This window comes from Bacillus sp. SRI_025, from assembly GCF_057592095.1.
In genome coordinates this window covers 129,726-152,821 of sequence record NZ_JBYEGB010000003.1, presented here as the reverse complement: position 1 = coordinate 152,821, position 23,096 = coordinate 129,726, and the positions used below count along the sequence as shown (strand labels likewise).

Annotated in this window: 27 protein-coding genes, 3 riboswitches and 1 other annotated feature; of the genes, 18 read left to right on the top strand and 9 right to left on the bottom strand. The window is 40.9% G+C overall.

Features of this window, described 5'->3' with window-relative positions; genetic code table 11:
* Window positions 1-11 precede the first annotated feature (11 nt).
* Together AC20OE_RS10450 and AC20OE_RS10445 are read right to left on the bottom strand one after the other, a co-directional pair.
* Window positions 12-1,055 (bottom strand): bifunctional transcriptional activator/DNA repair enzyme AdaA, encoded by a 1,044-nt coding sequence (locus tag AC20OE_RS10450; RefSeq protein ID WP_268465285.1) that lies wholly within the window; start codon window positions 1,053-1,055, stop codon window positions 12-14.
* Between the two features lie 172 nt (window positions 1,056-1,227).
* The gene (locus AC20OE_RS10445) at window positions 1,228-1,362 is read right to left on the bottom strand and encodes a YrzI family small protein (protein ID WP_073204910.1); all 135 of its coding nucleotides are present in this window, start codon (window positions 1,360-1,362) and stop codon (window positions 1,228-1,230) included.
* 216 nt (window positions 1,363-1,578) lie between these two features.
* Window positions 1,579-1,687: riboswitch (guanidine-I (ykkC/yxkD leader) on the top strand.
* A 67-nt stretch (window positions 1,688-1,754) separates the two neighbouring features.
* On the opposite strand from AC20OE_RS10445, the gene AC20OE_RS10440 reads away from it, so the two are divergent.
* Both AC20OE_RS10440 and AC20OE_RS10435 read left to right on the top strand, forming a co-directional pair.
* Window positions 1,755-2,084, top strand: coding sequence for a DMT family transporter (locus AC20OE_RS10440; protein ID WP_268465283.1), 330 nt, complete (start codon window positions 1,755-1,757; stop codon window positions 2,082-2,084).
* On the top strand, window positions 2,081-2,395 hold the full coding sequence (locus AC20OE_RS10435) for a DMT family transporter (RefSeq protein WP_117730044.1): 315 nt from the start codon (window positions 2,081-2,083) through the stop codon (window positions 2,393-2,395). Before AC20OE_RS10440 ends, AC20OE_RS10435 begins: the two co-directional genes overlap by 4 nt.
* Window positions 2,396-2,430: 35 nt before the next feature.
* On the opposite strand, the gene AC20OE_RS10430 is transcribed toward AC20OE_RS10435, so the two are convergent.
* Window positions 2,431-2,616, bottom strand: a complete 186-nt coding sequence (locus AC20OE_RS10430) for a hypothetical protein (RefSeq protein WP_144495104.1) — start codon at window positions 2,614-2,616, stop codon at window positions 2,431-2,433.
* A 161-nt stretch (window positions 2,617-2,777) separates the two neighbouring features.
* Between AC20OE_RS10430 and purU the strand changes: the two genes are divergently transcribed.
* The 6 genes from purU to AC20OE_RS10400 all read left to right on the top strand — a co-directional run bounded on the left by purU (window position 2,778) and on the right by AC20OE_RS10400 (window position 8,338).
* Window positions 2,778-3,680, top strand: a complete 903-nt coding sequence (gene purU, locus AC20OE_RS10425; protein WP_039178002.1) for a formyltetrahydrofolate deformylase — start codon at window positions 2,778-2,780, stop codon at window positions 3,678-3,680.
* A 43-nt stretch (window positions 3,681-3,723) separates the two neighbouring features.
* Window positions 3,724-3,942: a binding site (T-box leader), on the top strand.
* 55 nt (window positions 3,943-3,997) lie between these two features.
* Window positions 3,998-5,095 carry a glutamate 5-kinase gene (gene proB / locus AC20OE_RS10420; RefSeq protein WP_041085058.1) on the top strand — a complete coding sequence of 366 codons (1,098 nt, stop codon included), beginning with the start codon at window positions 3,998-4,000 and terminating at the stop codon, window positions 5,093-5,095.
* Between the two features lie 12 nt (window positions 5,096-5,107).
* A complete protein-coding gene (locus tag AC20OE_RS10415; protein ID WP_058838956.1) occupies window positions 5,108-6,355 on the top strand; it encodes a glutamate-5-semialdehyde dehydrogenase in 1,248 nt (415 codons plus the stop codon).
* Window positions 6,356-6,479: 124 nt separating this feature from the next.
* Window positions 6,480-7,616 carry a Rap family tetratricopeptide repeat protein gene (locus AC20OE_RS10410; RefSeq protein WP_058838957.1) on the top strand — a complete coding sequence of 379 codons (1,137 nt, stop codon included), beginning with the start codon at window positions 6,480-6,482 and terminating at the stop codon, window positions 7,614-7,616.
* On the top strand, window positions 7,606-7,740 hold the full coding sequence (locus tag AC20OE_RS10405) for a hypothetical protein (protein WP_024424642.1): 135 nt from the start codon (window positions 7,606-7,608) through the stop codon (window positions 7,738-7,740). Before AC20OE_RS10410 ends, AC20OE_RS10405 begins: the two co-directional genes overlap by 11 nt.
* A 169-nt stretch (window positions 7,741-7,909) precedes the next feature.
* Window positions 7,910-8,338 carry an organic hydroperoxide resistance protein gene (locus tag AC20OE_RS10400; RefSeq protein WP_039178010.1) on the top strand — a complete coding sequence of 143 codons (429 nt, stop codon included), beginning with the start codon at window positions 7,910-7,912 and terminating at the stop codon, window positions 8,336-8,338.
* 35 nt (window positions 8,339-8,373) lie between these two features.
* Here the strand turns inward: AC20OE_RS10400 and AC20OE_RS10395 are convergent, their stop codons facing one another.
* A complete protein-coding gene (locus AC20OE_RS10395; RefSeq protein ID WP_039178012.1) occupies window positions 8,374-8,820 on the bottom strand; it encodes a MarR family winged helix-turn-helix transcriptional regulator in 447 nt (148 codons plus the stop codon).
* A gap of 161 nt (window positions 8,821-8,981) precedes the next feature.
* On the opposite strand from AC20OE_RS10395, the gene ohrB reads away from it, so the two are divergent.
* Window positions 8,982-9,398, top strand: coding sequence for an organic hydroperoxide resistance protein OhrB (gene ohrB / locus AC20OE_RS10390; RefSeq protein ID WP_268465276.1), 417 nt, complete (start codon window positions 8,982-8,984; stop codon window positions 9,396-9,398).
* A 37-nt stretch (window positions 9,399-9,435) separates the two neighbouring features.
* Here ohrB and guaD read toward each other — a convergent pair whose 3' ends face one another.
* From guaD to AC20OE_RS10375, 3 genes are all read right to left on the bottom strand, one after another.
* Window positions 9,436-9,906 carry a guanine deaminase gene (gene guaD, locus AC20OE_RS10385; protein WP_039178016.1) on the bottom strand — a complete coding sequence of 157 codons (471 nt, stop codon included), beginning with the start codon at window positions 9,904-9,906 and terminating at the stop codon, window positions 9,436-9,438.
* Between the two features lie 139 nt (window positions 9,907-10,045).
* The gene (metE, locus tag AC20OE_RS10380) at window positions 10,046-12,334 is read right to left on the bottom strand and encodes a 5-methyltetrahydropteroyltriglutamate--homocysteine S-methyltransferase (protein WP_144490636.1); all 2,289 of its coding nucleotides are present in this window, start codon (window positions 12,332-12,334) and stop codon (window positions 10,046-10,048) included.
* A 151-nt stretch (window positions 12,335-12,485) separates the two neighbouring features.
* Window positions 12,486-12,677, bottom strand: a riboswitch (cobalamin riboswitch).
* A 112-nt stretch (window positions 12,678-12,789) separates the two neighbouring features.
* Complete coding sequence (locus AC20OE_RS10375) at window positions 12,790-13,749, bottom strand: S8 family peptidase (RefSeq protein ID WP_041085049.1); 960 nt, start codon at window positions 13,747-13,749, stop codon at window positions 12,790-12,792.
* 752 nt (window positions 13,750-14,501) lie between these two features.
* Between AC20OE_RS10375 and AC20OE_RS10370 the strand changes: the two genes are divergently transcribed.
* From AC20OE_RS10370 to AC20OE_RS10335, 8 genes are all read left to right on the top strand, one after another.
* On the top strand, window positions 14,502-14,705 hold the full coding sequence (locus AC20OE_RS10370; protein ID WP_039178022.1) for a helix-turn-helix transcriptional regulator: 204 nt from the start codon (window positions 14,502-14,504) through the stop codon (window positions 14,703-14,705).
* A gap of 211 nt (window positions 14,706-14,916) precedes the next feature.
* Window positions 14,917-15,603, top strand: a complete 687-nt coding sequence (locus AC20OE_RS10365; RefSeq protein WP_039178024.1) for a response regulator transcription factor — start codon at window positions 14,917-14,919, stop codon at window positions 15,601-15,603.
* A gap of 3 nt (window positions 15,604-15,606) precedes the next feature.
* Window positions 15,607-16,956 carry an ATP-binding protein gene (locus AC20OE_RS10360; protein WP_039178026.1) on the top strand — a complete coding sequence of 450 codons (1,350 nt, stop codon included), beginning with the start codon at window positions 15,607-15,609 and terminating at the stop codon, window positions 16,954-16,956.
* Between the two features lie 66 nt (window positions 16,957-17,022).
* The gene (locus AC20OE_RS10355; protein WP_058838962.1) at window positions 17,023-17,712 is read left to right on the top strand and encodes a PepSY domain-containing protein; all 690 of its coding nucleotides are present in this window, start codon (window positions 17,023-17,025) and stop codon (window positions 17,710-17,712) included.
* Between the two features lie 93 nt (window positions 17,713-17,805).
* Complete coding sequence (locus AC20OE_RS10350) at window positions 17,806-18,324, top strand: PepSY domain-containing protein (protein WP_039178030.1); 519 nt, start codon at window positions 17,806-17,808, stop codon at window positions 18,322-18,324.
* 76 nt (window positions 18,325-18,400) lie between these two features.
* Window positions 18,401-18,541 carry a hypothetical protein gene (locus AC20OE_RS10345; RefSeq protein WP_180272400.1) on the top strand — a complete coding sequence of 47 codons (141 nt, stop codon included), beginning with the start codon at window positions 18,401-18,403 and terminating at the stop codon, window positions 18,539-18,541.
* 133 nt (window positions 18,542-18,674) lie between these two features.
* Window positions 18,675-18,839, top strand: a riboswitch (M-box (ykoK) riboswitch).
* A gap of 208 nt (window positions 18,840-19,047) precedes the next feature.
* Window positions 19,048-20,406 (top strand): magnesium transporter, encoded by a 1,359-nt coding sequence (mgtE, locus tag AC20OE_RS10340; RefSeq protein ID WP_039178033.1) that lies wholly within the window; start codon window positions 19,048-19,050, stop codon window positions 20,404-20,406.
* A gap of 290 nt (window positions 20,407-20,696) precedes the next feature.
* Entirely contained in the window at window positions 20,697-21,095 is a 399-nt protein-coding gene (locus tag AC20OE_RS10335; RefSeq protein WP_059376903.1) for a hypothetical protein, read from the top strand.
* Between the two features lie 65 nt (window positions 21,096-21,160).
* Here the strand turns inward: AC20OE_RS10335 and AC20OE_RS10330 are convergent, their stop codons facing one another.
* Window positions 21,161-22,024, bottom strand: a complete 864-nt coding sequence (locus AC20OE_RS10330) for a LysR family transcriptional regulator (RefSeq protein WP_047202741.1) — start codon at window positions 22,022-22,024, stop codon at window positions 21,161-21,163.
* Window positions 22,025-22,232: 208 nt separating this feature from the next.
* Between AC20OE_RS10330 and AC20OE_RS10325 the strand changes: the two genes are divergently transcribed.
* Entirely contained in the window at window positions 22,233-22,604 is a 372-nt protein-coding gene (locus AC20OE_RS10325) for a cupin domain-containing protein (protein ID WP_082700857.1), read from the top strand.
* A gap of 127 nt (window positions 22,605-22,731) precedes the next feature.
* Here the strand turns inward: AC20OE_RS10325 and AC20OE_RS10320 are convergent, their stop codons facing one another.
* Complete coding sequence (locus tag AC20OE_RS10320) at window positions 22,732-23,061, bottom strand: MerR family transcriptional regulator (protein ID WP_024424656.1); 330 nt, start codon at window positions 23,059-23,061, stop codon at window positions 22,732-22,734.
* Window positions 23,062-23,096 lie beyond the last annotated feature (35 nt).

Here is a 23,096-nt window from a genome sequence, read left to right as displayed (position 1 = left end):
CGTTTTCTCTTTTATTCACGCTGTTCTAACTGAAGCAAATATTTCTTCCGTTCAATTCCCCCGCCGTAGCCTCCAAGTTCACCACTTGTTTGAATCACGCGGTGGCAAGGAATGATAATCGCCAATTGATTCGCACCATTTGCATTACCAACGGCACGAACCAAATGCGGATCGCCCAGTATTGTGGCTAGATCACGATAGGATCTCGTTTCGCCTGCTGGAATGAGTGAAAGCTGCTCCCACACCTTCATTTGAAAAGGGGTGCCATGTAAGGAAAGGGGTACAGTAAACTTGGTCAGCTTTTTCTCAAAATATAAGGCCAATTCCTTTGCTAATTGCTGATGGACGTTTGTTTCTCCAACTAAAATACGGGCATGATGCTTCTTTCTTAATGTTTCAATTTCTTTTTCGAGTCCCCGCCTGTCCATAAACTCCAGTAAATACACATGTGTGGCATCTGTCACGCTGATCATCCGCCCGATCGGTGTGGAAATAAAATTAGCATAGAGAATGTGAATCTGCGCTTTTTTAGGGGGATTTCCCATGATTTTCGTAAATGCATCATTGAAGGCGCTTGAAGATTCATAGCCGAAGGTGACCTGCTGATCGATTACTTTTTTTCCGTTCAAAATTTCTTTAAAGGCAAGTCCCATTCGGCGTGATCTTGCATATTGAACAAAGGTCATGCCGTAAATGTCTTTAAATTTTCTTCTAGCAGTGGCAGAGTGAATCCCTAATTGGCGGAAGTCCTCTTCTTTCCAGCGTTTCTCAGGATTTTTTTCTACTGCTGAAACGAGTGTTTTGACTTCTTCAGGAATGCTGTTAGGGTATGTTAACGGTGTGCAGCGTTTGCATGGGCGATACCCTGCCAGCAGTGCCTCCTCCGCTGTAAAGAAAAACTCACAGTTTTCATATTTTGGCTTTCTGGCCGTACATGTGGCATGACAGAAGATGCCGGTTGTCTTAATACAGGCAAAGAATGTGCCGTCATATTGCGGATTCTTGTCAACAAGTGCTTGATAAAATTCATGTTTTTGTTCATCGGTCATCATCATATGAATCCACCTCTTGATTTTCTATAAAATGTTTTTCAGCATTCTAAAGTTGAACGATCATCACATCAATCTTATTTCATTATATCAGCGATGTGATCGTTGCCGTACCCGCGCTTTAAGGAAACTTCTTTCTCGTATGCAAGCATGATAAATATGTCGATCTCCTCCTGTTTTAGTTCATATACTTTAGCTGCTTCTGTTTCATTTCTTCATAAAATGCTTCAACTTCTTGTTCGTAAAGTACGGTCTCCATGTCCTTGTATTTACGCTTGATCGTCAATGTCATAAAAAATAAATGGATTGTCATATATGCTCATTTCCCTTCAGTTCGCAGCGAAACAGCCTGTAAATCTTCTTGATCAGTTAACCTGTTTCTAACACTTAGTATACGGCGGTCCCATAAAAATTCTTTCGAAAAATGAACAAGTATATTTGCCTGAGGAAAGCAAAGTGATAGACCAGTATTTAGGGGTGTGATACAATTTTGACACAGAATCTGCTCTAAGTCAGATCTGCTTATCATGAATTGGTTTTCTAGGGTTCCGTGCGGGTGGCGCAGTCTGGACCGAGAGAAAACACATAGGGTCTTGACAATAGACCGTATGACACGGAGGGATAAAAGCCCGGGAGATTTGATCAAACGATCGATTTCCAGGCTTTTTTTTGTTGGTTGGAATCGTTCAGAAAGGAAGGGATCTAATGAAATGGGGAAATGTCTTGATTGCGGCGATCTTTGAAGTCGGCTGGGTGATGGGATTGAAATATGCTGACTCTTTATTGGAATGGGCCGCAACCATCGTTTGTATTGTCGTCAGCTTTTATTTACTCCTGAAAGCTACGACTGTACTGCCAGTTGGCACACTTTATGCCGTTTTTACCGGACTTGGGACAGCAGGTACTGTCATAGTAGGTATGGTCATGGGGGAGCCGGTACAGCTATTGAAATTACTTTTAATCATGGTGCTTTTAAGCGGTGTATTAGGGCTCAAGCTGACCACAGGAGAAAAGAAAGGAGAGACTGAATCATGAGCTGGCTTTTACTCATTGGGGCAGGCATTTTAGAAATGCTTTGTGTCACCATGATGAATCAATTCCAGAAAGACCGACATGTCAAATGGATTTTATTTATTGCAGCTGGATTTTCGCTGTCCTTTCTCATGCTCTCTCTTGCGATGAATACAATTCCGATGGGAACGGCGTACGCCATTTGGACTGGCATTGGAGCTGCTGGAGGAGCCGTTGTCGGCATGCTGTTTTATGGTGAGTCGAAAGACGCAAAACGTATTTTCTTTATCGCACTGATTTTATCTGCGGCGGTCGGGTTAAAGATTATTGAATAAGAAAAGGGCTGGCATCTGTCTGCCAGCCTTTTTTATTACATCGAATGATGATTGGAATCGTTTTCATTTTTGCGGTAAAGCTGACTCACAAGCAGAAAACAGACACCAAATGTGAGCAAAGGAATGAGTCTTTCACCGGTCATAAATAGATAAATACCTGTGATCAGACATATGATGCCGAGCCAAAAGCTCACTTTACCAAACAAAGTCATGCTTTTCATCTCCATCACTCCTTTTGTGATAAAAGGTCTACTCACATTATATCACGCTAGGTGCAGAATTGAATGAATATTCAATAAAAAATAGACTCTTCATTGCTTTTTCTCTTTCCAGTCCAGTATAATATTTCATTAGAATGAAAACGTAAATGAGGTCATGATACATGAGAACATTGATTACAGAGAAACTTGAATTACACAGACAAAAGCACGAGCAAAAAGGCAGACTGCTTGTCAGCTGCCCGGATCAGCCTGGTATTGTATCAGCTGTTTCTTCCTTTTTATTTGAGCACGGAGCGAACATCATTGAATCCAGCCAATATACAACAGATCATGAAAGCGGCCGGTTCTTTTTAAGAATTGAATTTGATTGGAAAGACATTTCGGCCAACTTAGATCAGTTGAAAAATAGCTTTGAGCCAATTGCCGCATCATTTCAAATGACATGGAGCATGTCACGTGCAAGTGATCTGAAAAAGCTGGCGATCTTTGTATCGAAAGAGCTTCATTGTTTAAATGAACTTCTATGGGAATGGCAAAGCGGAAATTTAATGGCTGAAATCGCAGTTGTGATCAGCAATCATGAAACGGCAAAGGATACGGTCGAAGCACTCGGCATCCCATTCCATTTTGTGAAGGCGAATAAAGACATTCGTCAAGAGGCAGAAAAACAGCAGCTTGCTCTATTAGAAAAGTACGACATTGATGCCGTTGTGCTTGCTCGATACATGCAAATTTTAACGCCTAAATTTATTGAAGAGCATCCGAATAAAATCATTAATATTCATCATTCCTTCCTGCCAGCGTTTATTGGTGCAAACCCATACAAGAGGGCATATGAACGAGGCGTCAAATTAATTGGTGCGACTTCTCATTATGTGACCAATGATTTAGACGAAGGACCGATCATTGAACAGGATATTGAGCGTGTAGATCACCGGGATGATGCGGAAGCTCTAAAAAATATTGGCCGGACAATTGAGCGCAGTGTGCTTGCACGTGCTGTCAAATGGCACTTGGAAGATCGAATTATTGTTCATGAGAATAAAACGATTGTCTTTAATTGACCGCTTGACTTTTCTTTAGCAATTGGTGATAATATAAAAAAATTAATGAGCGTTGAAAAGGAATAGTAAGCAGGAACTGATGCGTAAAGAGAGCAAATGATATGCTGAAACATTTGCCGCAGACAGCTGCTGAACCTGCCCTTTGAGCCTTAGAGGAAAAATCTAAGCGCGTGCCTGGCGTTACAGGAGTTGAGTGGAATAAGCATGTCGCATGCTTATTCAATGAAGGTGGTACCACGGAAAATCCCTTTTCGTCCTTTACATAAGGAGAAAAAGGGATTTTTTTGTGCCTAAAGGTATAGCGGAGGGAATCAAGGATGAAAAAGCAAAGGATCGTCATAAAAATTGGCAGCAGTTCATTAACAGAGCAAAAAGGAGCCATTGATGAACAAAAGATGCAGGATCATGTAAGAGCGATAGCAAAGCTCAAAGAAGCAGGGCATGAAATCATTTTAATTTCATCAGGAGCCGTTGCGGCAGGATTTGGAAGCCTAGGCTATCCATCAAGACCTGTGACCTTAAAGGGGAAACAGGCAGCCGCTGCCGTTGGTCAGGGCTTGTTAATGCAAAAATATACAGAGCTTTTTTCACAGTTTCACATGACACCTGCTCAAATGCTTTTAACACGTAATGACTTTTCAGATCGAACAAGATATCGAAATGCTTACGCAACGATGATGGAGCTGCTGGAAAGAAAGATTTTGCCGATCATAAACGAAAATGATTCAGTTTCCATCGAGGAGCTTACCTTTGGGGATAATGACATGCTGTCAGCTCTTGTCAGTGGATTAATCCATGCAGACCAATTGATCATATTAACAGACATCAATGGCATTTATGATGCAAATCCAAATGAGCATCCTGAGGCGAAGCGGTTTGATGTCCTGACTCACATTTCAGAAGAATTGTTTTCATATGCAAAGAGCACTGGTTCAAAGGTTGGAACAGGCGGAATGAAATCGAAGCTGTCTGCTGCACAAACGGCACTTTCACTTGGTGTGAAAGTCTTCATTGGTACAGGCACTGGGGAAGACAAACTGCTTCGCATTCTTGCGGGTCAAGGTGACGGAACGTATATCGGTGAACAGGATTTATCAGCTGTGAACAACCGCCGTCAATGGATTCAATTCCACTCACCGGTCTCTGGAAAGATCATGATTGATGCAGGAGCGGAAGCGGCGATTTTGCATAATGGTAGAAGTCTTCTTCCGGCAGGAGTCATTGATGTCGCTGGTGACTTTTCTAAAGGAGAGGTTGTAGAAGTCGTCGGGCCAAACGGATTAGTTGGTAAGGGACAAACCTTGTACGCATCCGATGAGCTTCTTGGCATTAAAGGAATGCGAAGTGACGAGCTTTCAAAAGAGAAGCCTGAGGTCATACACCGAGATCACTGGGTACAGCATGTACAAAACTGAGGAGGGAATACGATGAATGAAGTTCTTGAAAAAGCAAAAAAAGCAAGTGTAGCTAAAGATCAGCTGCTTCTAAAAACGACGGAACAAAAAAATGCTGCCTTGCACGCCATTGCAAGTGCACTAAAAGCATCTTCAGCTTATTTAATAGAGGAGAACCAAAAGGATGTTCAAGCGGCTGAGGAAAAGCAGTTCACGCCATCTGTCATTGACCGGATCACACTCACGGAAGAGAGAATTGAAGCCATTGCAGACGCGACCCTTCAACTCATTCAGCTAAAAGACCCAATTGGTGAAACGTTAGAAACCATTCAAAAAGAAAACGGTCTATTCATCGAAAAGGTCCGTGTACCGCTTGGAACGGTTGGCATGATTTATGAAGCAAGACCAAATGTGACAGTCGATGCTGCGACCCTTTGCTTGAAAACTGGGAATGCTGTGATTCTGCGCGGAAGCTCATCTGCTATTCATAGTAATAAAGCGATTGTAAAGGTGATTCATGAAGCGCTTCATACGACGGATATTCCAGTAGACAGTGTGCAATTGATTGAAGATACGGGCCGTGAAACGGCGAAAACACTGTTCACCTTAAATGAATACCTCGATGTCCTCATTCCGCGCGGCGGGAAGAATTTAATTGATCTTGTAGTGAGAGAGTCAACTGTGCCGGTGCTTGAGACAGGTGCGGGAAATTGTCATATCTACATTGATGAAACAGCGAAAAACGAAATGGCTGAGCGGATTGTGCTGAATGCCAAAACCCAAAGACCATCTGTTTGTAATGCGATTGAGAGCATTGTCATTCATGAAACTTGGGCAAAAACATACGGTGCTTCGTTATTTGAAGCCCTTCAATCAAATGGGGTAGAAATACGCGGTGATGAAGCTGTTTGCGCGCTTGCTCCTAGTGCTGCATTAGCGACAACTGAGGACTATGCAACGGAGTTTTTAGCACCGATTGTCAGCATTAAAATAGTAAAAAACATAGAAGAAGCGATTCAGCATATTCAAACTTATAGCTCTAAGCACTCTGAAGCGATCATTACGGAAAATGATGAACATGCAGCCCTTTTCTTAACAGCTGTCGATGCTGCCGCTGTTTATCATAATGCTTCTACTCGTTTCACAGATGGATTTGAATTTGGTTATGGAGCGGAAATAGGTATTAGTACACAAAAACTTCATGCAAGAGGACCAATGGGTCTGCCAGCCTTAACGTCTGAAAAATTTGTCATTCGTGGTCAAGGACAAATAAGAGAATAACGAATTCAAAAGAGAGTCTTGTGACAACAGGCTCTCTTTTTCCTTTCATTTTTGTATTTCTCCGGTCAAGTATGATAAAATATGGTAATGTTTTATATTTTGAGAAGATTGGAGAAGGCAACGTATGGCGAAAATCATTCCCTCTTCGGATATTGGAGTGAAAATCAACAAGTGGTATGAATTAATCCGCAGATTTGATTCAGAACAAGCAGAACAGTTAAAACAGGAAATTCGCACCTCTCTTGATTCAATGGAAGAAGATCAGAATTTGCTTCTCTATTTTTCTTTAATGGAATTTCGGCATGAGGTCATGCTCGATTATTTAAAGCCATTAAAGGAAGGAAAGCTTCGCGCCAACTTTTCCGAGCTTTCGAAAGAAATAGATGAGCATCAAACGCATGTCACAGGCATGCTAGAATACTACTATCATTTTTTCAGAGGCATGTATGAATTCGGACGGAGGGAGTATATTGCTGCCATATCGTCTTATCAAAAGGCAGAGCACAAGCTTTCTTTTGTATCAGATGATATTGAACGTGCGGAATTTCATTTTAAAATGTCAGAAATATATTACCACATGAAACAAACGCATATCTCGATGCACCATGCTAAACTAGCGCTGGATGTTTATGTTCAGCATGAACTGTATGCGCTTCGCACCATTCAGTGTCAATTTATTGTGGCCGGTAACTACGATGATATGAGAAGGCATGAAAAAGCATTACCACATCTCGAAAGAGCACTTGCGAGATCAAGAGAGTTTCAGAATGTGCGTTTTATTGCCTCCTCTTTATTTAATATGGGCAACAGTTATTACCGAATGGGAGACTTAGGCCGCGCACTCGAATTAATGAAAGAATCCATCTCGTTATTTGATCAAAATCAATCCGATCATCTTCGTCGATCTATAGACCCTCTTTATACAGCCGCTCAGATATTATACAAACAAGGAAAACACGAAGAAGCATTACACTACAGAGAAGAATGTATGAAGCGAGCAGAAGCTCTTCAAGATGACATTCATATTCAGAAAACCATATTTCTAGAAGCATTGTATTTAAGACAAGATGCGGAGCATATGAAACAAATTTTCCATTTTTTAGAGTCTGCCTATGCATATCCTGATATAGAGGAGCTGGCATTAGATACCGCAAAGTATTATAATGAAATGGGGGATTATGAAAAATCTTCCATGTTCTATGGGGAAGCGGAACATGCGCGAATCTATATTCAGAGAGGGGATTGTTTATATGAATTTTAAAAAATGGGCAGTCGTCTGTACAAGCATCACCATCATGGCATTGTGGCTGGCAGCAGCAAATGCCGATCCAGATAACAGAAACCATACGCTAGAACAACCGAATCCACAGCATGACACGATCTAAAAGCCCTTGTTAAAGGGCTTTTTTTATGTCTAACAATTTTGGGACATGCTCATAAAAAGGGTTCAGGGAGGAAAACTTAAAAAAGAGTATTTATTGATTGACTCCGTAATTTAAATTGTGTACAATTAAATTGTAGAAAATATTATTGGAGAGAAAGAGGGTTATATTCATGTCAGACGTTTTATTTACAGCAACGGTATCAGCTGTCGGAGGAAGAGAAGGAAAGGTTGTTTCAACAGATGGTGTACTTGAGCATGATGTAGCAATGCCTGGAACACCAAGAGCAAAAAAACTTGAAAAAGCAACAAACCCAGAGCAATTATTCGCAGCAGGCTACTCTGCATGTTTTGATTCTGCCCTTCAAATGGTAGCAAGACAAGAGCGTATCCGTTTTGAAAGTGAAGTAACAGCACATGTCAGCTTATTAAAAGACAGTTCAGATGGCGGCTTCAAACTAGGCGTTCAATTAGAAGTAAAGGGAACTGGCATTGAGCAGTCAGTATTAGAAGAACTTGTTCATAAAGCACACGGTGTATGTCCATATTCAAAAGCAACTCAAGGAAATATCGAAGTAGAACTAGTAGCTGTCGCACAATAATTAGACATCAATAAAAGGCTGAGGGGATCGTTCCCTCAGCCTTTTGGTTGTGTTAAATTTTGCAAAAGCTCATGTAAAGAGGCGCGCAGTATTTTTAGCTCTTCTTCTGATCTGCCTGTCCCAGTCAGCATGTGAGACGGAATTGCAGTAGCCTTTTCCTTTAGCTGTTCTCCATATTCCGTTAAACGAATTTGCACAGACCGCTCATCCTCTTTCGAGCGTTCTCGGATAATGAGTCCGTTTTGCTCCATTCGTTTCAGCATGGGTGTGAGTGTACCGGAGTCTAAATAGAGAAGCTCTCCCATCGTTTTCACATTTAATGTTCCATGCTCCCACAATAAAAGCAGTGCCAAATATTGCGGATACGTAATGTTTAATTCTTCTAATAACGGTTTATACTGCTTCGTCATCTCTCGTGAACTTGCATATAACAAGAAACAAAGCTGATTTTCCAGCTTCATATGTTCAAATTCATTTGTCATGTCAGTCACCAACTATTTTTTGTCATACTTATCATTGTATAAGATTTTCTTCCTTTTTAAAATAAATACAGACGAAAAATGAAAAATTCTTCAATGTGCGATAAATGTTTGAGAAATGAATAGAACGTGAAAAGGATCAATAGATAAAGGAGGAGATGAAGATGAAACCATTATTCACAGCAAAAGTAAAGGCGCAGCATGGAAGAGCTGGACATGTTCGTTCAGAAGATGGTGTGCTCGATTATAACATAGTCATGCCTAACGCAAAGAAAGATGGAGAGACTGGTACAAACCCAGAGCAATTATTTGCAGCAGGCTATGCAGCTTGTTTCGGAGGAGCACTTGAACAGGTAGCCAAGAAGCAAGGGATAGAAATTGAATCGGAAGTAGAAGGACATGTCAGTCTTTTAAAAGATGAAAGCGACGGCGGCTTTAAGCTTGGCGTAAAGCTGATTGTGTCTGGGAAAGGTCATGATCATGACAAAGTGAAAGAGCTTGTCCATGCTGCACATGAATTCTGTCCATATTCAAAAGCAACGAGAGGGAACATTGAAGTAGAGCTTGAAGTGGCGGAGTAATAGTAGAAGACACCTGCTTACGAGCAGGTGTCTTTTTTTAATATTCTTTCTTTTTATCGTATGCTTCCCATGCTTCAAATGGCGCAAGGGTTTTTTGAGGTGTCAGCTTGTAAAATGGTATATTTCTTGATTCGTATTCTTTGTTGATTTCTTCATAAATAAACGAGTCATCAAAACCAGCATCCGCTGCATCCTGATGTCCAGCAGCAAAATACACCGCCTTTGGTCTAGCCCAGTAAATAGCGCCAAGGCACATCGGACAAGGCTCGCAGCTTGTGTATAGAGTGCAATCTTCTAATTGGTATGTATGTAGAGTTTGGCATGCATTTCGAATGGCTGTGACTTCTGCATGTGCGGTAGGGTCATTACTCGTTGTCACATTGTTGCTTCCCTCTGCAATAATCTGACCATCCTTGACAATGACTGCTCCAAAAGGGCCGCCAGTACCACTATTGACTCCTTCTACTGCAAGATCAATTGCGCGTTGTAAAAAATCTTCGTGATTCATTGTCTTCCTCCCTTTGTTCGACTGACTTCTCTAGTATAAACGAATCATGCTAGAAAAGAAATCTTCATAGTAGAAGATCGAACAGGCCAATTTGCACATAAAAAACCCCTGCCACGTTCAGCAGGGGAGAGGCATTCAATTATGCGTGCTGCGCCAGCTTTTTACGAGCGACTTCAGCAGCTGTGACCATGTTTTTCAAAGCAGCAATGGTTTCAGGCTCTTGTCTAGTTTTTAGCCCACAATCCGGATTCACCCAGAAACGATCTGTTGGACAAACGTTTAGCGCATCATCAATGATTTCGCTCATTTCTTCAACAGATGGAACGCGCGGGCTATGGATGTCATAAACGCCTAGTCCAAGTCCTTTCAAATACGGGTGCTTTTCTAAGTAATCGAGGAATCCGCCATGACTGCGTGAATGTTCAATTGTAATCACGTCAGCATCCAAGTCTTCGATCGTATCGACAATATCCTCGAAGTTACTGTAGCACATATGTGTATGAATTTGTGTGTCATTTTGAACGGATGATGTGGATAAACGGAATGACTCTGCTGCCCAGTTTAAATATTCTGCCCAATCACTTTCTTTGAGCGGAAGTCCTTCTCTTAGCGCAGGCTCATCCACTTGGATCACTTGAATACCAGCTGCCTCTAAAGCTTCTACCTCTTTACGCAAAGCGAAAGCGATTTGGAAAGCAATGTCTTTTCGAGAGATATCCGTTCTTGGGAAAGACCAGTTTAAGATGGTAACAGGTCCTGTCAGCATTCCTTTAACTTTTTTCTCTGTTAAACTTTGTGCGTAAACTGTCTCTTTCACTGTCATTGGCTCTGTAAACTCTACATCTCCATAAATGATTGGCGGTTTCACGCAGCGTGATCCATAGGATTGTACCCAAGCAAATTTTGTAAAGGCAAATCCGGCTAGCTTTTCACCGAAGTATTCAACCATGTCTGTCCGTTCAAATTCTCCATGTACGAGCACATCCAGGCCAATTTCTTCTTGAATATCAATCCATCGTTTTGTTTCTTTCTTAATAAATTCATCATACTCTGCATCTGTCCACTCATTTTTGCGCCACTTTTGACGAGCACTGCGCACTTCGGCAGACTGCGGGAAGCTGCCAATCGTTGTGGTTGGAAGAAGCGGGAGCTCAAGAGATTCGTTTTGGATACGCAGGCGTTCTTCAAAGGCAACTGGACGTTTAAAATCTTTCGATGAAAGATTGTTGCGTTCCGCTGTGAGATCCGCATTTGTTCCTTTTGCGAACTCTTTTAAGGTAAGAAGTGCTTGTGCTGCTTCGTTAATGTCGGCATCAATGGCAGCTGCTCCTTTTGTTAAACCTTCTTTTAATAATGTCAATTCAGCCAGCTTTTCAGTGGCATAAGATAGTCCGTTTAATAGTTTTTCTTCAAGCTGTTCACTTGGGTGTTTGGCAACTGGTACATGCAGTAAGCTGCTTGATGGCTGCAGCCACACTTCTTTCGGCTGAGCCTCAGCAATGACTTCAGAAATAAAGGATAATCTTTCCCCAAGATCTGATCTCCAAATATTTCTTCCATCAATGATGCCAGCTGCTAAAATTTTATCTTTCGGGAAGCCGTGCTTTTTCACTTGATCCAGGTTGCGCCCTTGATCATGGACAAAATCAAGACCGATTGCTTCAACAGGATATGTGACAAGCTCTTCATACGCATCTACTGAATCAAAGTAGGTTTGAAGAAGAATGTTCAAGCCAGGTACGGCTTCTTTGATCGTTTGATAAATTTCTTTTACGGATTTTACGTCTTCACTTGAAGCTGTGACAAGTGCAGGTTCATCAATTTGAACCCATTTGACGCCGGCTTCTTCAAGTTCTTTTAAAAGCTGCGTATAAAGCGGCACTAGACGCTGCTGGATTTCTTTCACTTCATTTGCTTCATAACCTTTAGAAAGTGAGACAAATGTATAAAGACCAAGTACAACCGGTTTTGTTTCAACACCAAATGCCTTTTTCACCTTTTCGTAAGCTTCAAGCGGTTTGTTGTGTGTGAGTTTAAATTCTGTGCTTTTTTCGTATTCTGGAACGATGTAGTGATAGTTTGTATTAAACCATTTTGTCATTTCACTTGAGACGGCATCTTTTGTCCCTCTTGCCATCGCGAAGTATGTATCTAGCGGGTCTTTTAAGCTGCGGAAGCGCTCTGGAATCCAATTGAACATAACAGCAGTATCCAGTACGTGATCATAGAAGGTAAAGTCTCCAGAAGGTACAACATCAATTTGTTGATCGATTTGTGTTTTAATGGCAGTTAAAAATTGTTCATCCAGTGTGCCTAAGAGGGTTTCGCGGTCTGTTTGACCTTTCCAGTAAGACTCAAGTGCTTTTTTCCATTCTCTGTTTAAACCAATTCGCGGAAAGCCTAGATTACTTGTTTTAACAATTGTCAATTCCAATTCCTCCTCTAAATATAAAAAGACATTTACGCTCATGATCAAGATTGATGAGGTAAATGTCTGGTTTAAAAGACAAAATGTGTGTGCGAAATAAGGCGTGAGTATCACTGACGCTTTTTCCGACATCTCCTATCAACCGTAGGGGGTTTGATGTGATAGAGTGGCTGGTATCCTGGCTGGTGAATCTGCAAGCTTTTCATCCTTCCCATCTTAATGACAGTGGATTACTGAGAAAAGCTCTCCTCACTCACAGTGGCGGGACCGCGCCGGATTTTCACCGGTCTTCCCAATTAAAATTCGACGTGTAATCGAATTACCGACTCTCAAACTATGAATTTATTGTGTTCGATTATATAACGTTCACTTCATTTCGTCAAAGTAAATTTTGAATAATTTTAATTAAAAAAATCCTGAGAAAATTCTTACTTTTCTCAGGACCTCTATTTAAGCTATAGAGATAAAAGATCTGCTTCCAATGTTTTTTCTAAAAGGACATCAGGCGCAGTTAAATATAAAAATCCATTCCCTACAAGGGCTTTCGACTGTTTTAATGGAAGGGTTCTTCTGACTAGCTGAGCATAGATCTCAGGCTCTGTCAGCTTGCGCTGGAACGCTTCTTCTTCGGCATTTTTGATAATGGCTAGTGCACCGCTTACGTGAGGGGCAGCCATTGAAGTCCCTGTGAGTCTGCCATATTTATGGTTAGGGAGAGTGGATAAAATGTCTTCTCCTGGAGCAACGAGGTCGATTTCTTTATTGGCATTAGAAAATTCAGAGGATTCTCTAGCAAGGGAAACAGAACCGACGGCAATGACTTCATTGTATGCTGCTGGGTAGGAGAACTCTTCCGTACGCTCGTCCCCGTCCCCTTCATTTCCTGCTGCGCATACAACAAGCACACCGCTTTTCACCGCATTTTGAATGGCTTCCTGCAGGGCTGGCTCATTGCTTGGACCACCGAGAGACATGGAGATAATATCTACCTTCTGCTCTGCAGCATAGTTGATGCCATCAATGATCCATTCATATTTTCCGCTGCCATTTTCACCGCCAAGAACTTTCACGATGAGCAGCTTGGCTTCAGGGGCAACCCCTAAAATTCCGCCATTTTGATCTGTTGCGGCAATCGTTCCTGCTACATGGGTACCATGCCCATTGTAGTCTTTGACATTTTCAGCATCTCCATTGTCATCGTCGGTAAAGTTCTTTCCTCCGATAATCTGATCTTTTAAGTCGGGATGCTCTGTGTCACAGCCTGTATCAAGGACAGCAATGGTTATGCCTTTTCCTTTGAAGCCACTTGACCAAAGTTCGGGTGCTTTAATCTCCTGAATACTTTCCGGCGTCTCTTTCGCTTCCATCACATTGGCTTTTACTTCATACGGAATTAAGCGAATTTCACCTTTCATAAGAAAGCCCTCCTTATTTTGTTTTCAAAGTAGATTCAGGCTGCGTAATGTTATTGTATAAAAGAAACTTTTGATCGGAAAGGGTCAATTGTAATAATTTTTCAAATAATTAATCTATTATCAAAAGTGCAGTTCTCCTCACTTATTGACGAAAGAGCTCACCTTTTGAAGAAAACTCTTGATATCATATGAAAAAGAAGGAAATGCTGCATAGTGAGGTTGCACCTGTACAGATGAAAATGGGTGAATAGAACTAAAATAGGCAGATTGAAAAAGAATCAATAGATGAAAGAAGAGAAGAAAATAGATAAACCATGAGAGCAGATTATTGCTTTTCAATGATAACTTTATAAAGAATAAGAAATGTAAAAAGTATTTGACATTTAAGGGACTAATGCTATGATTATAAATGTAAAGAGTATTTGACATTTTGTTTGAAAGGGGACTAAAGATTGGATTACGTAAAGGTTGTCTATTCAGTTATAATATTATTGATCGGATTGTTCATTTTGATCACTTCGATGATTCAAAAGGGTGATGAACGAAAGAGATTTATTTACTCGAAAGCTCAATCTTATGCGTTTATTGTGGTTTTCGGTATGCTTTTATTAGAAGTCGCACAGAATATCTTTCTAACGATTCAAGGGAACTCAAATCAGGGCATTGGGATTTCACCTATCGCGTTCCTGTCTGTGGTTTCAATAATATATGTATTCACATTCCTCATTTACAGAAAAAAATATGGTGATTAAATGCAGAATCATATTAGAGAGCTAAGAAAATCTAATAAATTGTCTCAAGAAGAATTAGCTAAACTTTGTAAGGTGTCGAGACAAACCATTAATGCGATCGAAAATGATAAATATGACCCCACTTTGCAATTAGCTTTTGACATAGCTTTTGTTTTAGGAACCTCAGTAGATCAGCTCTTTGTCAGCAGACCTATAAAAAAGTAAACAGGCCTCAAGATGAGGTCTTTTTTTTGAGTGGTTAGCCGTTTTATTTTCCTTTCAATTGATGTGCGGTTACTGTGTTAAAAAACAACTTCATTCAATATATTTCTTCTTTCATGAAAAAATAGATGTGAAGATTGTGACTGTTCCAAATGAGAAAGGCAACATATAATAATGGAAAGACAAGCTTGCCTTTCAGATAGGAGAGATAGAGATGAACAAAGGGAAGATACTCGTAGTCGAAGATGAAAAGAAAATCGCAAGGGTGCTGTCACTTGAACTTGAATATGAAGGATATGAGGTGACAGTCAAAGAGACAGGAATGGCCGGCCTTCAGGCTCTTGAAGAAGACAGCTTCGATTTGGTGCTGCTTGACGTCATGCTTCCAGAGTTAAGTGGTCTTGAAGTGCTGAGAAGGGTTCGAAAGACAAATACAGCGACACCTATTATTTTGATTACAGCAAGGGGGAGTGTCCCTGATAAAGTAAGCGGGCTCGATCTTGGGGCGAATGATTATATAACAAAACCTTTTGACATAGAAGAATTATTAGCACGAATTCGCGCGCAGCTAAGACTGAATATACATGCACAAGAAGAAAAGGAGACAGAGCTGAGCATAGCAGATTTAACGGTCAACGAGAAAACAAGAGAAATACAAAGGGCTGGGCAAATGCTTGAACTCACGCCGAGAGAATATGATCTGCTTGTCCACTTACTGAACCATCAGCAGCAAGTGCTCACAAGAGATCAGCTTTTAACAGCGGTTTGGGGTTTTGATTATTTTGGTGATACAAACGTGGTAGATGTCTATATCCGTTATTTAAGGAAAAAAATCGATTACCCATTCGAAAAACAGCTGATTCACACAGTGAGAGGTGTGGGTTATGTGATGAAAGGATAAAGAATGAGATTAAAAAATAAGATTCAGCTTTATACGTCGTTGTCTTTGTTTTTAATGGTGCTCTTGTTTCATACAGCCATTTATTTTATTTTTTCGATGACCTTGACGCAAAAAGATATGTCCCGTTTGTCTGAGGTGGCTGAAAATATTGCCATTGCTTTAAAAAAATCAGAGGAAGAGGGTCTTCCGTCCTCGGAGCTGCTGAAGGCGTACCTGCCTCAAAATGGCATGATCCGTGTCGTGACAGAATCGGGAGAGTCAAAACTGACTGTCACAAAGGAATCAACGTTTAGCTCACTGCCTTTTACATATGAATCTGGCCAGACGGCAGAAATCAAAGAATACAATAAGCATATGGTTGCGTTCGCTGCTATTCCAGTCATTTGGACAAATGGTGAGATTATGTCGCTTCAAGTATATGAAGAAATCGAAAATACGGAAGAGAACTTAGCGTTATTAAAAATGATTTTAATCACAACCGGCGTTTTGTTTATTGTGCTTTCCTATTTTGCAGGCCACGTGTTAACAAAGCAAATTGTCCGGCCGATTAGCAGAATAACGAGTACCATGAAGGCAAGTATGAAAGAGAAGGCGTTTAAACGAATTGAATTAACAGGCGATTCAAAGGATGAACTATATCAAATGGGACAAACCTTTAATGAAATGTCCGAGATTCTCGAGAAGCATTATGAAAAAGAGCAACAATTTTTGCATGATGCCTCTCATGAATTAAAGACTCCGATTACCGTCATTATGAGCTACAGCAATTTACTAAAACGCTGGGGGCAAACACGTCCAGAGGTTGTAGAAGAATCTTCCCAAGCGATTCATGATGAAGCGAAAAAAATGAAAAGACTGACAGATCAATTACTGACATTGGCGAAAAACGGTCAGCCGTTATACTTGGATATGAAGCCGGTTGATCTTGGTCATTTGTGCAAGCAGCTATGTCATACACTTGAGGTGGCCACTAATCGAACGATCCAATTCCATGTGCAGACAGACCAGCCGCTGATCGCAGAAGGAGACGAAGAGAAAATCAAACAGCTTTTGACCATCTTAATTGATAATGCGGTCAAATATAGTAGAGAGCCGGTTGATGTGACCTGCGGATGGGCAGGAGACAAGCCATTTATTTCAGTGATTGATCAAGGAATCGGTATAAAAGAAGAGGATCTGCCGAAAATCTTTGACCGCTTTTTCCGTGTGGATGAAGCGAGAAACAGCGAGACGGGCGGAACCGGTCTTGGTCTTTCAATTGCGAAGCAAATTGCAGAAGAACATGGGGCCGAGCTGAAGGTAGACAGCCGTATCGGCGAAGGGACAGCCATGACCATTCTTTTTCAGAAATAAATGGGTCTTTTCTCATCAATTTCTCATTTCCTCCTTATAAAATAGGAAATAGGAAGGAGGCGCTGCATGTCTAGAAAAACGAAAATGGTGCTTGCGCTCGCAGGATGTCTTGCAATTCTTGCGGCCTTTGCAATGCTCATGATCCAAACCATTGATCATAAAATATTAAGTGAAGCAGAAATGAAAAAAATGATCTCAAAAGACTACAATGGAAACATTACACATATTGATCTAATCAACCATAAACAGGACTATACATTGACGCTGGAAAATGCAAATGGCATCTACCAAATCATTGCATCTTCTGCAAGCGGTCAAATGAAAGAAATTAGACAGTTAAAAAGCTATCAGAAGCCGAATGAAAAAAATGCTGAGCTCCAGGCAGAAGAGGCGGCTGTTAAAAAGGTGAGCGGAACCGTCATTCAAAAAAAAGAGACGACAGATCGTTTTATTTTTACCATCCAATCAAAAAAAGAATTGTATCAAGTCGAGGTCGACAAACAGTCATTCAAGGTGCTTGAAGCAGAAAAGAAAAAACCAACCTCTAAAGAAAAGAAGCTCACAAAAATCACTGTCGAGGAAGCCATCCAAATTGCTGTCAAAGAAGTTGGCGGAACAGTGGATGATGCCGATCTTGAAACATTCAGCGGTATGCTCGTATTTGAGGTGGAGCTGGATTTGCCTGACGGCAGAGAGGCAGAGGTACTTGTGAACGCCTATACAGGAGACATTGAGGGCATTACGTACGAAAACTAATCCTTTTCTCATGATATTCTCATCTTTCTTTCCTTCCTTTATCATCTTGTTTTCTTAAGATATAGAAGAAATCAAAAAGAGGAGGAAATGAACATGATGAAAAAAGTACTAGTAGCTACTGCATTAACGGGAACTCTTGTCGCAGGTGGTTTCACACTTCAAGCGCAAAATACAAATCAAACAGCAAACGCCGAGCAAGTCGTGCAAAAGAAATCGTCGTTTGTTTCAAAGAAACAAGCTGAAAAAGCAGCCTTAAAAGTGGTGAAAGGCTATGTAGACGATGTGGATCTTGAGCGTAAAAAAGGAAAATGGGTGTATGAGGTCGAGATTAAAAAAGGCGGCTTTGAATATAAAGTATATGTCGATGCAAAAACTGGAAAAGCGCTGAATGATCCAGTCAAAGAAAAGAAACAGAATGTGAAGATCACGAAAAAACAAGCTGAAAAAATTGCTCTTGCAAAAGTAAAAGGCACAGTCACCGATTCTGATCTAGATAAAGAAAATGGTGTGTACATCTATGAAGTTGAAATCACAACACCTAGCGGCGAAGAAGTTGATTTTGAGATTTCCGCTAAAACGGGCAAAATCCTGAAGCAAGAATGGGATGATTAAGCCATCATCAAACCTTACACTTTCATGTGTAAGGTTTTTTCATTGGGACAAACTACGGGAAAGGAGGCGAGAGAATATGAAGAAAAAAGAAGAAGAGCAGACAATGGATTATGCGGAATACGTTCCGCATCCTGATGGAGAAGGATATGCTTTGTTTTTGCATGATTCCTTTCATCTCCTCTCCCAAGAGGATATGAATCAGCCGGAAGAGGAATAAAAAGACATGAAAGGGCGATGGTAAGAGTTGTCCATCGCTCTTTTTTTGAAAAGTAAGCGAATACATAAGAATACTTGGCATCTTGCTTATTGACATCATTCCGCTTTTTCTGTAATCTCAGTGTGTTAACAATATGAGACTTCGTTAGGTGAGGCTCCTGTATGGAGATACGCTGCTGCCCAAAAATGTCCAAAGACGCCAATGGGTCAACAGAAATCATCGACATAAGGTGATTTTTAATGCAGCTGGATTTTATCCTATGCCATACAGTGCTAAAGCTCTACGATTGAAGGAGCAAGTGTTTATTTTGTCATGCTTACAAAGCGCCTTCATTCGGTTGAAGGTGCTTTTTTATGAGAAAAGGAGGTGTGGGGATGGATCATCCCGATTCGAGACACATAGAGAGTATGTCAAAAGATCAGATTGACGCATCAGACAGAGGAGATCCTGACCCCCGCACATTCTAAGGGATTCGGGTATCTCCTGACTTTGGGGAGGTAACAGCGATGATACAGAACATTACGTACGATGAACTCATTTTAAGAATCATTATTTTGTTAAGAGATGGCAAACGCAAAGAATTCAAAAACATTATGGAAGAACTTCAGCCATATGATATGGCCTATTTATTTAAAGAACTTCCAGAAAAACACCGCGGCCGCTTCCTTAGCTTTTTAACAGTCGATGATGTGACGGAAATGATGGGTGAGCTTGAGCGCGAGTACCAAGAAATTGTGCTTGAAAAAGTAGGGAAAGACAAAGCCACCTTCGTCACAAACAAAATGGATAACGATGACCTAGCCAACTTGTTTGATGAAATGGATGATGAGCTGAAAGATCAGCTTTTATCAAACATGGAGGCAGAGGAATCAAAGGCCGTCCAGCTTCTCATGAATTATCCAGCTGAGACAGCAGGCCGGATCATGACCAACCGGTATGTATGGATTCCTCAGCACTATACGGTTCAGGACGCAGTTGTGAAGCTGAAAAGCTTTGCTGAAATTGCAGAATCGATCAACTATTTATATGTTATTAACGATCAAAAGCAGCTTGTAGGGGTTCTGTCGTACCGCGATCTCATTTTAGGTGAACCAGATGAAAAAGTGCAGGATCTTATGTTTACAAGAGTCATTGCCGTTGGAGCCTTTCAGGATCAGGAAGAAATCGCCAAGCTGATTGAACGGTATGATTTTCTTGCCATTCCTGTTGTGGAAGAGAACAATGTCCTGGTCGGAATCGTCACAGTCGATGATATCATTGATGTCGTCATCCAAGAGGCAGGAGAAGACTATGAGAAGTTCGCAGCCTCCGGTAAAGATATTACATTCGACACGCCCGCTTTTGTTGCAGCATACCGCCGTCTCCCGTGGCTCATTTTACTTTTATTCATTGGGCTGATTTCAGGCAGTATTTTAAATTACTTTGAAGATACCCTTCAGCAAGTCGTCGCCTTAGCCTTCTTTATGCCAATGATTGCTGGGATGACAGGGAATACAGGGACACAGTCGCTAGCGGTCGTCATTAGAGGACTTTCAAAAGAGGAATTAACGAAAAAAACCATTATGCGCCTGATTTTTAGAGAGCTCCGAACCAGTATTTACATTGGGATTGTCTGTTCCATCATTATTACAGTCGTCGCAATGGTGTGGCAGGGCAATATGATTTTAGGTTTTGTTGTCGGGTCCTCACTACTTGCCACACTGATTATTGGAACGATGGCAGGTACGATCGTGCCTATTATTTTACACAGATTAAACGTCGACCCTGCTATTGCATCTGGGCCGCTTATTACAACATTGAATGATATTTTATCACTACTCATCTATTTTGGAATTGCGACAGCGTTCCTCCATACACTTATGTAGCAAGAAGACTGTAAAACATGATGTTTTACAGTCTCAGCGCGCTGACAAACCCTTGCATTCGGTGTCAGTCCTTGCGTGCCGGTGCTCACGAATGTTCAATTCGCTCCGCTCCGGTACTCGTCCTTCCTAGACTTCAAAGGTTTTCAGATCGCGCTGAAAGGTAGACAAAGGACCATCCTTTGTCCACAATCTAAGCCTGTAAAACATGACGTTTTACAGGCTTTTTTTGTATAAAGATTGCATATAGCGCTTCCATCCTTTACATTTTAAGGAGAAGGTGGGAGAGAAACATGAAGAAGTTTTTATTCATTTTGATGTGTTTGCTTTTGCTGAATGCATGTCAAAGGGAAGACGAGGGGAAAGATCGGAGGCTAGTGGCTGCAGAGCATATGCTTGAAGCCATCACTGAAGGAAATAAAAGAAAAATGGAAGACGTCTACGTCGAAGGTGCGGTCCCGAGCCCAAATGACATTCTGAAATTGAAAAAAGAATGGGGCATAGACACACTTTCTTATGAGGACTTTCAATTGGAAGAAGCCAGCATTCATGTGTTCCATGCGAATTATGAAGATGCAAAAACCGGGAAGAAAAAGGCACTTGCCCTCCGGGTGAAAGAAGATCCAGAAAGAGGCGGTGTGCGAATTGACTTTGTAGGGGTTGTTGAAGGGTCTGAGGCATCCTCTAAATAAAAGTCAAGGTATATTTAAAAGGATAGAAGAGCTGACAAAAATTAGCTCTCCTATCCTCTTTTTTATCACAAATCAGTTATACCCATTAACTCCATAAAGTGTGAGAGGGCACTGGTCATGTAAGAATCGCGGCGCCTTATAAACACAGTGGGTACTATTCTATGTGGCTCCGGTAATGGATGACAGGTAAAGCCGCCTTGCACCCGGGATTCAACCATAGATTTTGGTAATACGGTAACTCCCAGTCCGTTTTCAACGCATTTAAGCACGCCCTCTAAAGTACCATATTCCATTACTTTCATAGGAGGATAACCGCTGCTCTCTAGCCATTGCTGCCAACGGCCTAAATAGATGCAATGAGCGAATGACGAGAGCAATGGTTCGTGTAAAATTGATTCTACCTGGAATTGCTCCGAGGAGTAGCTTGTAATCAGGACCAGGGATTCGTCCAATACAGGATACTCCATAATTTCCGGATGAAGAATGGGCCCATCTACCAATGCGCCGTCTACCTTGTAGTTGAGAATCGCGTTAACTTGATCTACTGTAGGTGCCATATACATACTCAATTCTACTTGTGGAAAATTCTTATGATATTCGGCAAAAATTTTTGGCAATCTTGTAGAAGCGGTTGACTCTATAGATCCAATGTGTAAAGTTCCCCGCGGAGTAGAGGAAAGCTTTACTGCCTCTATCGCTTCTTCGAAATCGTAGAGTAATTTGTTTACATAGGGCAATAGTTCGCGTCCTGCAGGTGTTAAAGATATCTTCTTATGATATCGATAGAGAAGAGGAACTCCTAATTCTTGTTCAAGACGTTGGATTCGTGCAGTAACATTGGACTGCACATAATTCAATTTCTGTGCCGCTTTTGTGATGCTTTGTTCAATTGCAACGGCTTTAAACACTTCCAAAGATTTAATATCCAAAATAACTCTCCTTTTGCATCACAAATTGTGATCAACTATACATTATTTTTTGATTTTACGTGATCCAACGGAATAAGTAAACTTAAAGATATAAGAGGTTGATGCTATTTGTGTCCCTTGGTATCTGATCATGAGGAGGATGGTGAGGTAGGGAATTTTATCTGGGAAAAGAAAAACAGACGTTTCCAATGAATGAGGAGGAAATCTATTGATTTCAAAGACGAATGTCCAAGAGAAATTTTTAAAAATAAATGATTATTGGAATCCTAGAATAAGCGGAGAATTGAACGATTCATACATTAAGATGGTAAAAGTTAAAGGTGAATTCATTTGGCATCACCATGATGAAGAGGATGAAATGTTTTTTGTATGTAAAGGGAAGCTGGTCATCCGTTTCAGGGATAAAGAAATAGTTCTTAATGAAGGGGAGTTTATTGTGATTCCTAAAGGAATTGAACATCAGCCAATTGCTGAAGAAGAAGTTCATTTGTTATTAATTGAACCTAAAACGACTCTAAACACTGGGAATGTGGTCAATGAACGAACCGTTTCGATTCCTGAACGAATCGATGAACACTAACTCGTTGCACTTAACAGGTGCGTTAGTTAAAAAAGAGGCAGCAATCGCTGTCTCTTTTTCATTCAGCAATTGCAACAATCAATACGAACAAAGCTTTGATTTTAAAGAGTAAGCGATTCTTTTTTGTTTAACGATTTTTATACCGAAAGTGTGCATTAATCTGGCCTTCAAGCATTTTTTTCTTAAATTGTCCGCTTTTTAGCGCTTGTTCTTTTTTCTTCATGTCTTTTAAAATTTCAGCTGTCTGCACACCGTCTTCCCGTTTATTGGCGATGTCCATTAAACGTTCAACATCTGCAAAAGAATATTTCCGTGTGCCTCTTGTTGAGCGCTGGGGGTAAATGAGTTTACGTTCCTCATAATATCGGATTTGCCTGACGGAAAGCCCTGTTAACTCACTGACAATCCCGATTGAAATGACTTTTTTATCTTTATAAGATACATCTTCCTGCGTCATATACTCACCCCTGCAAGTCTTTTCTTCATATTATA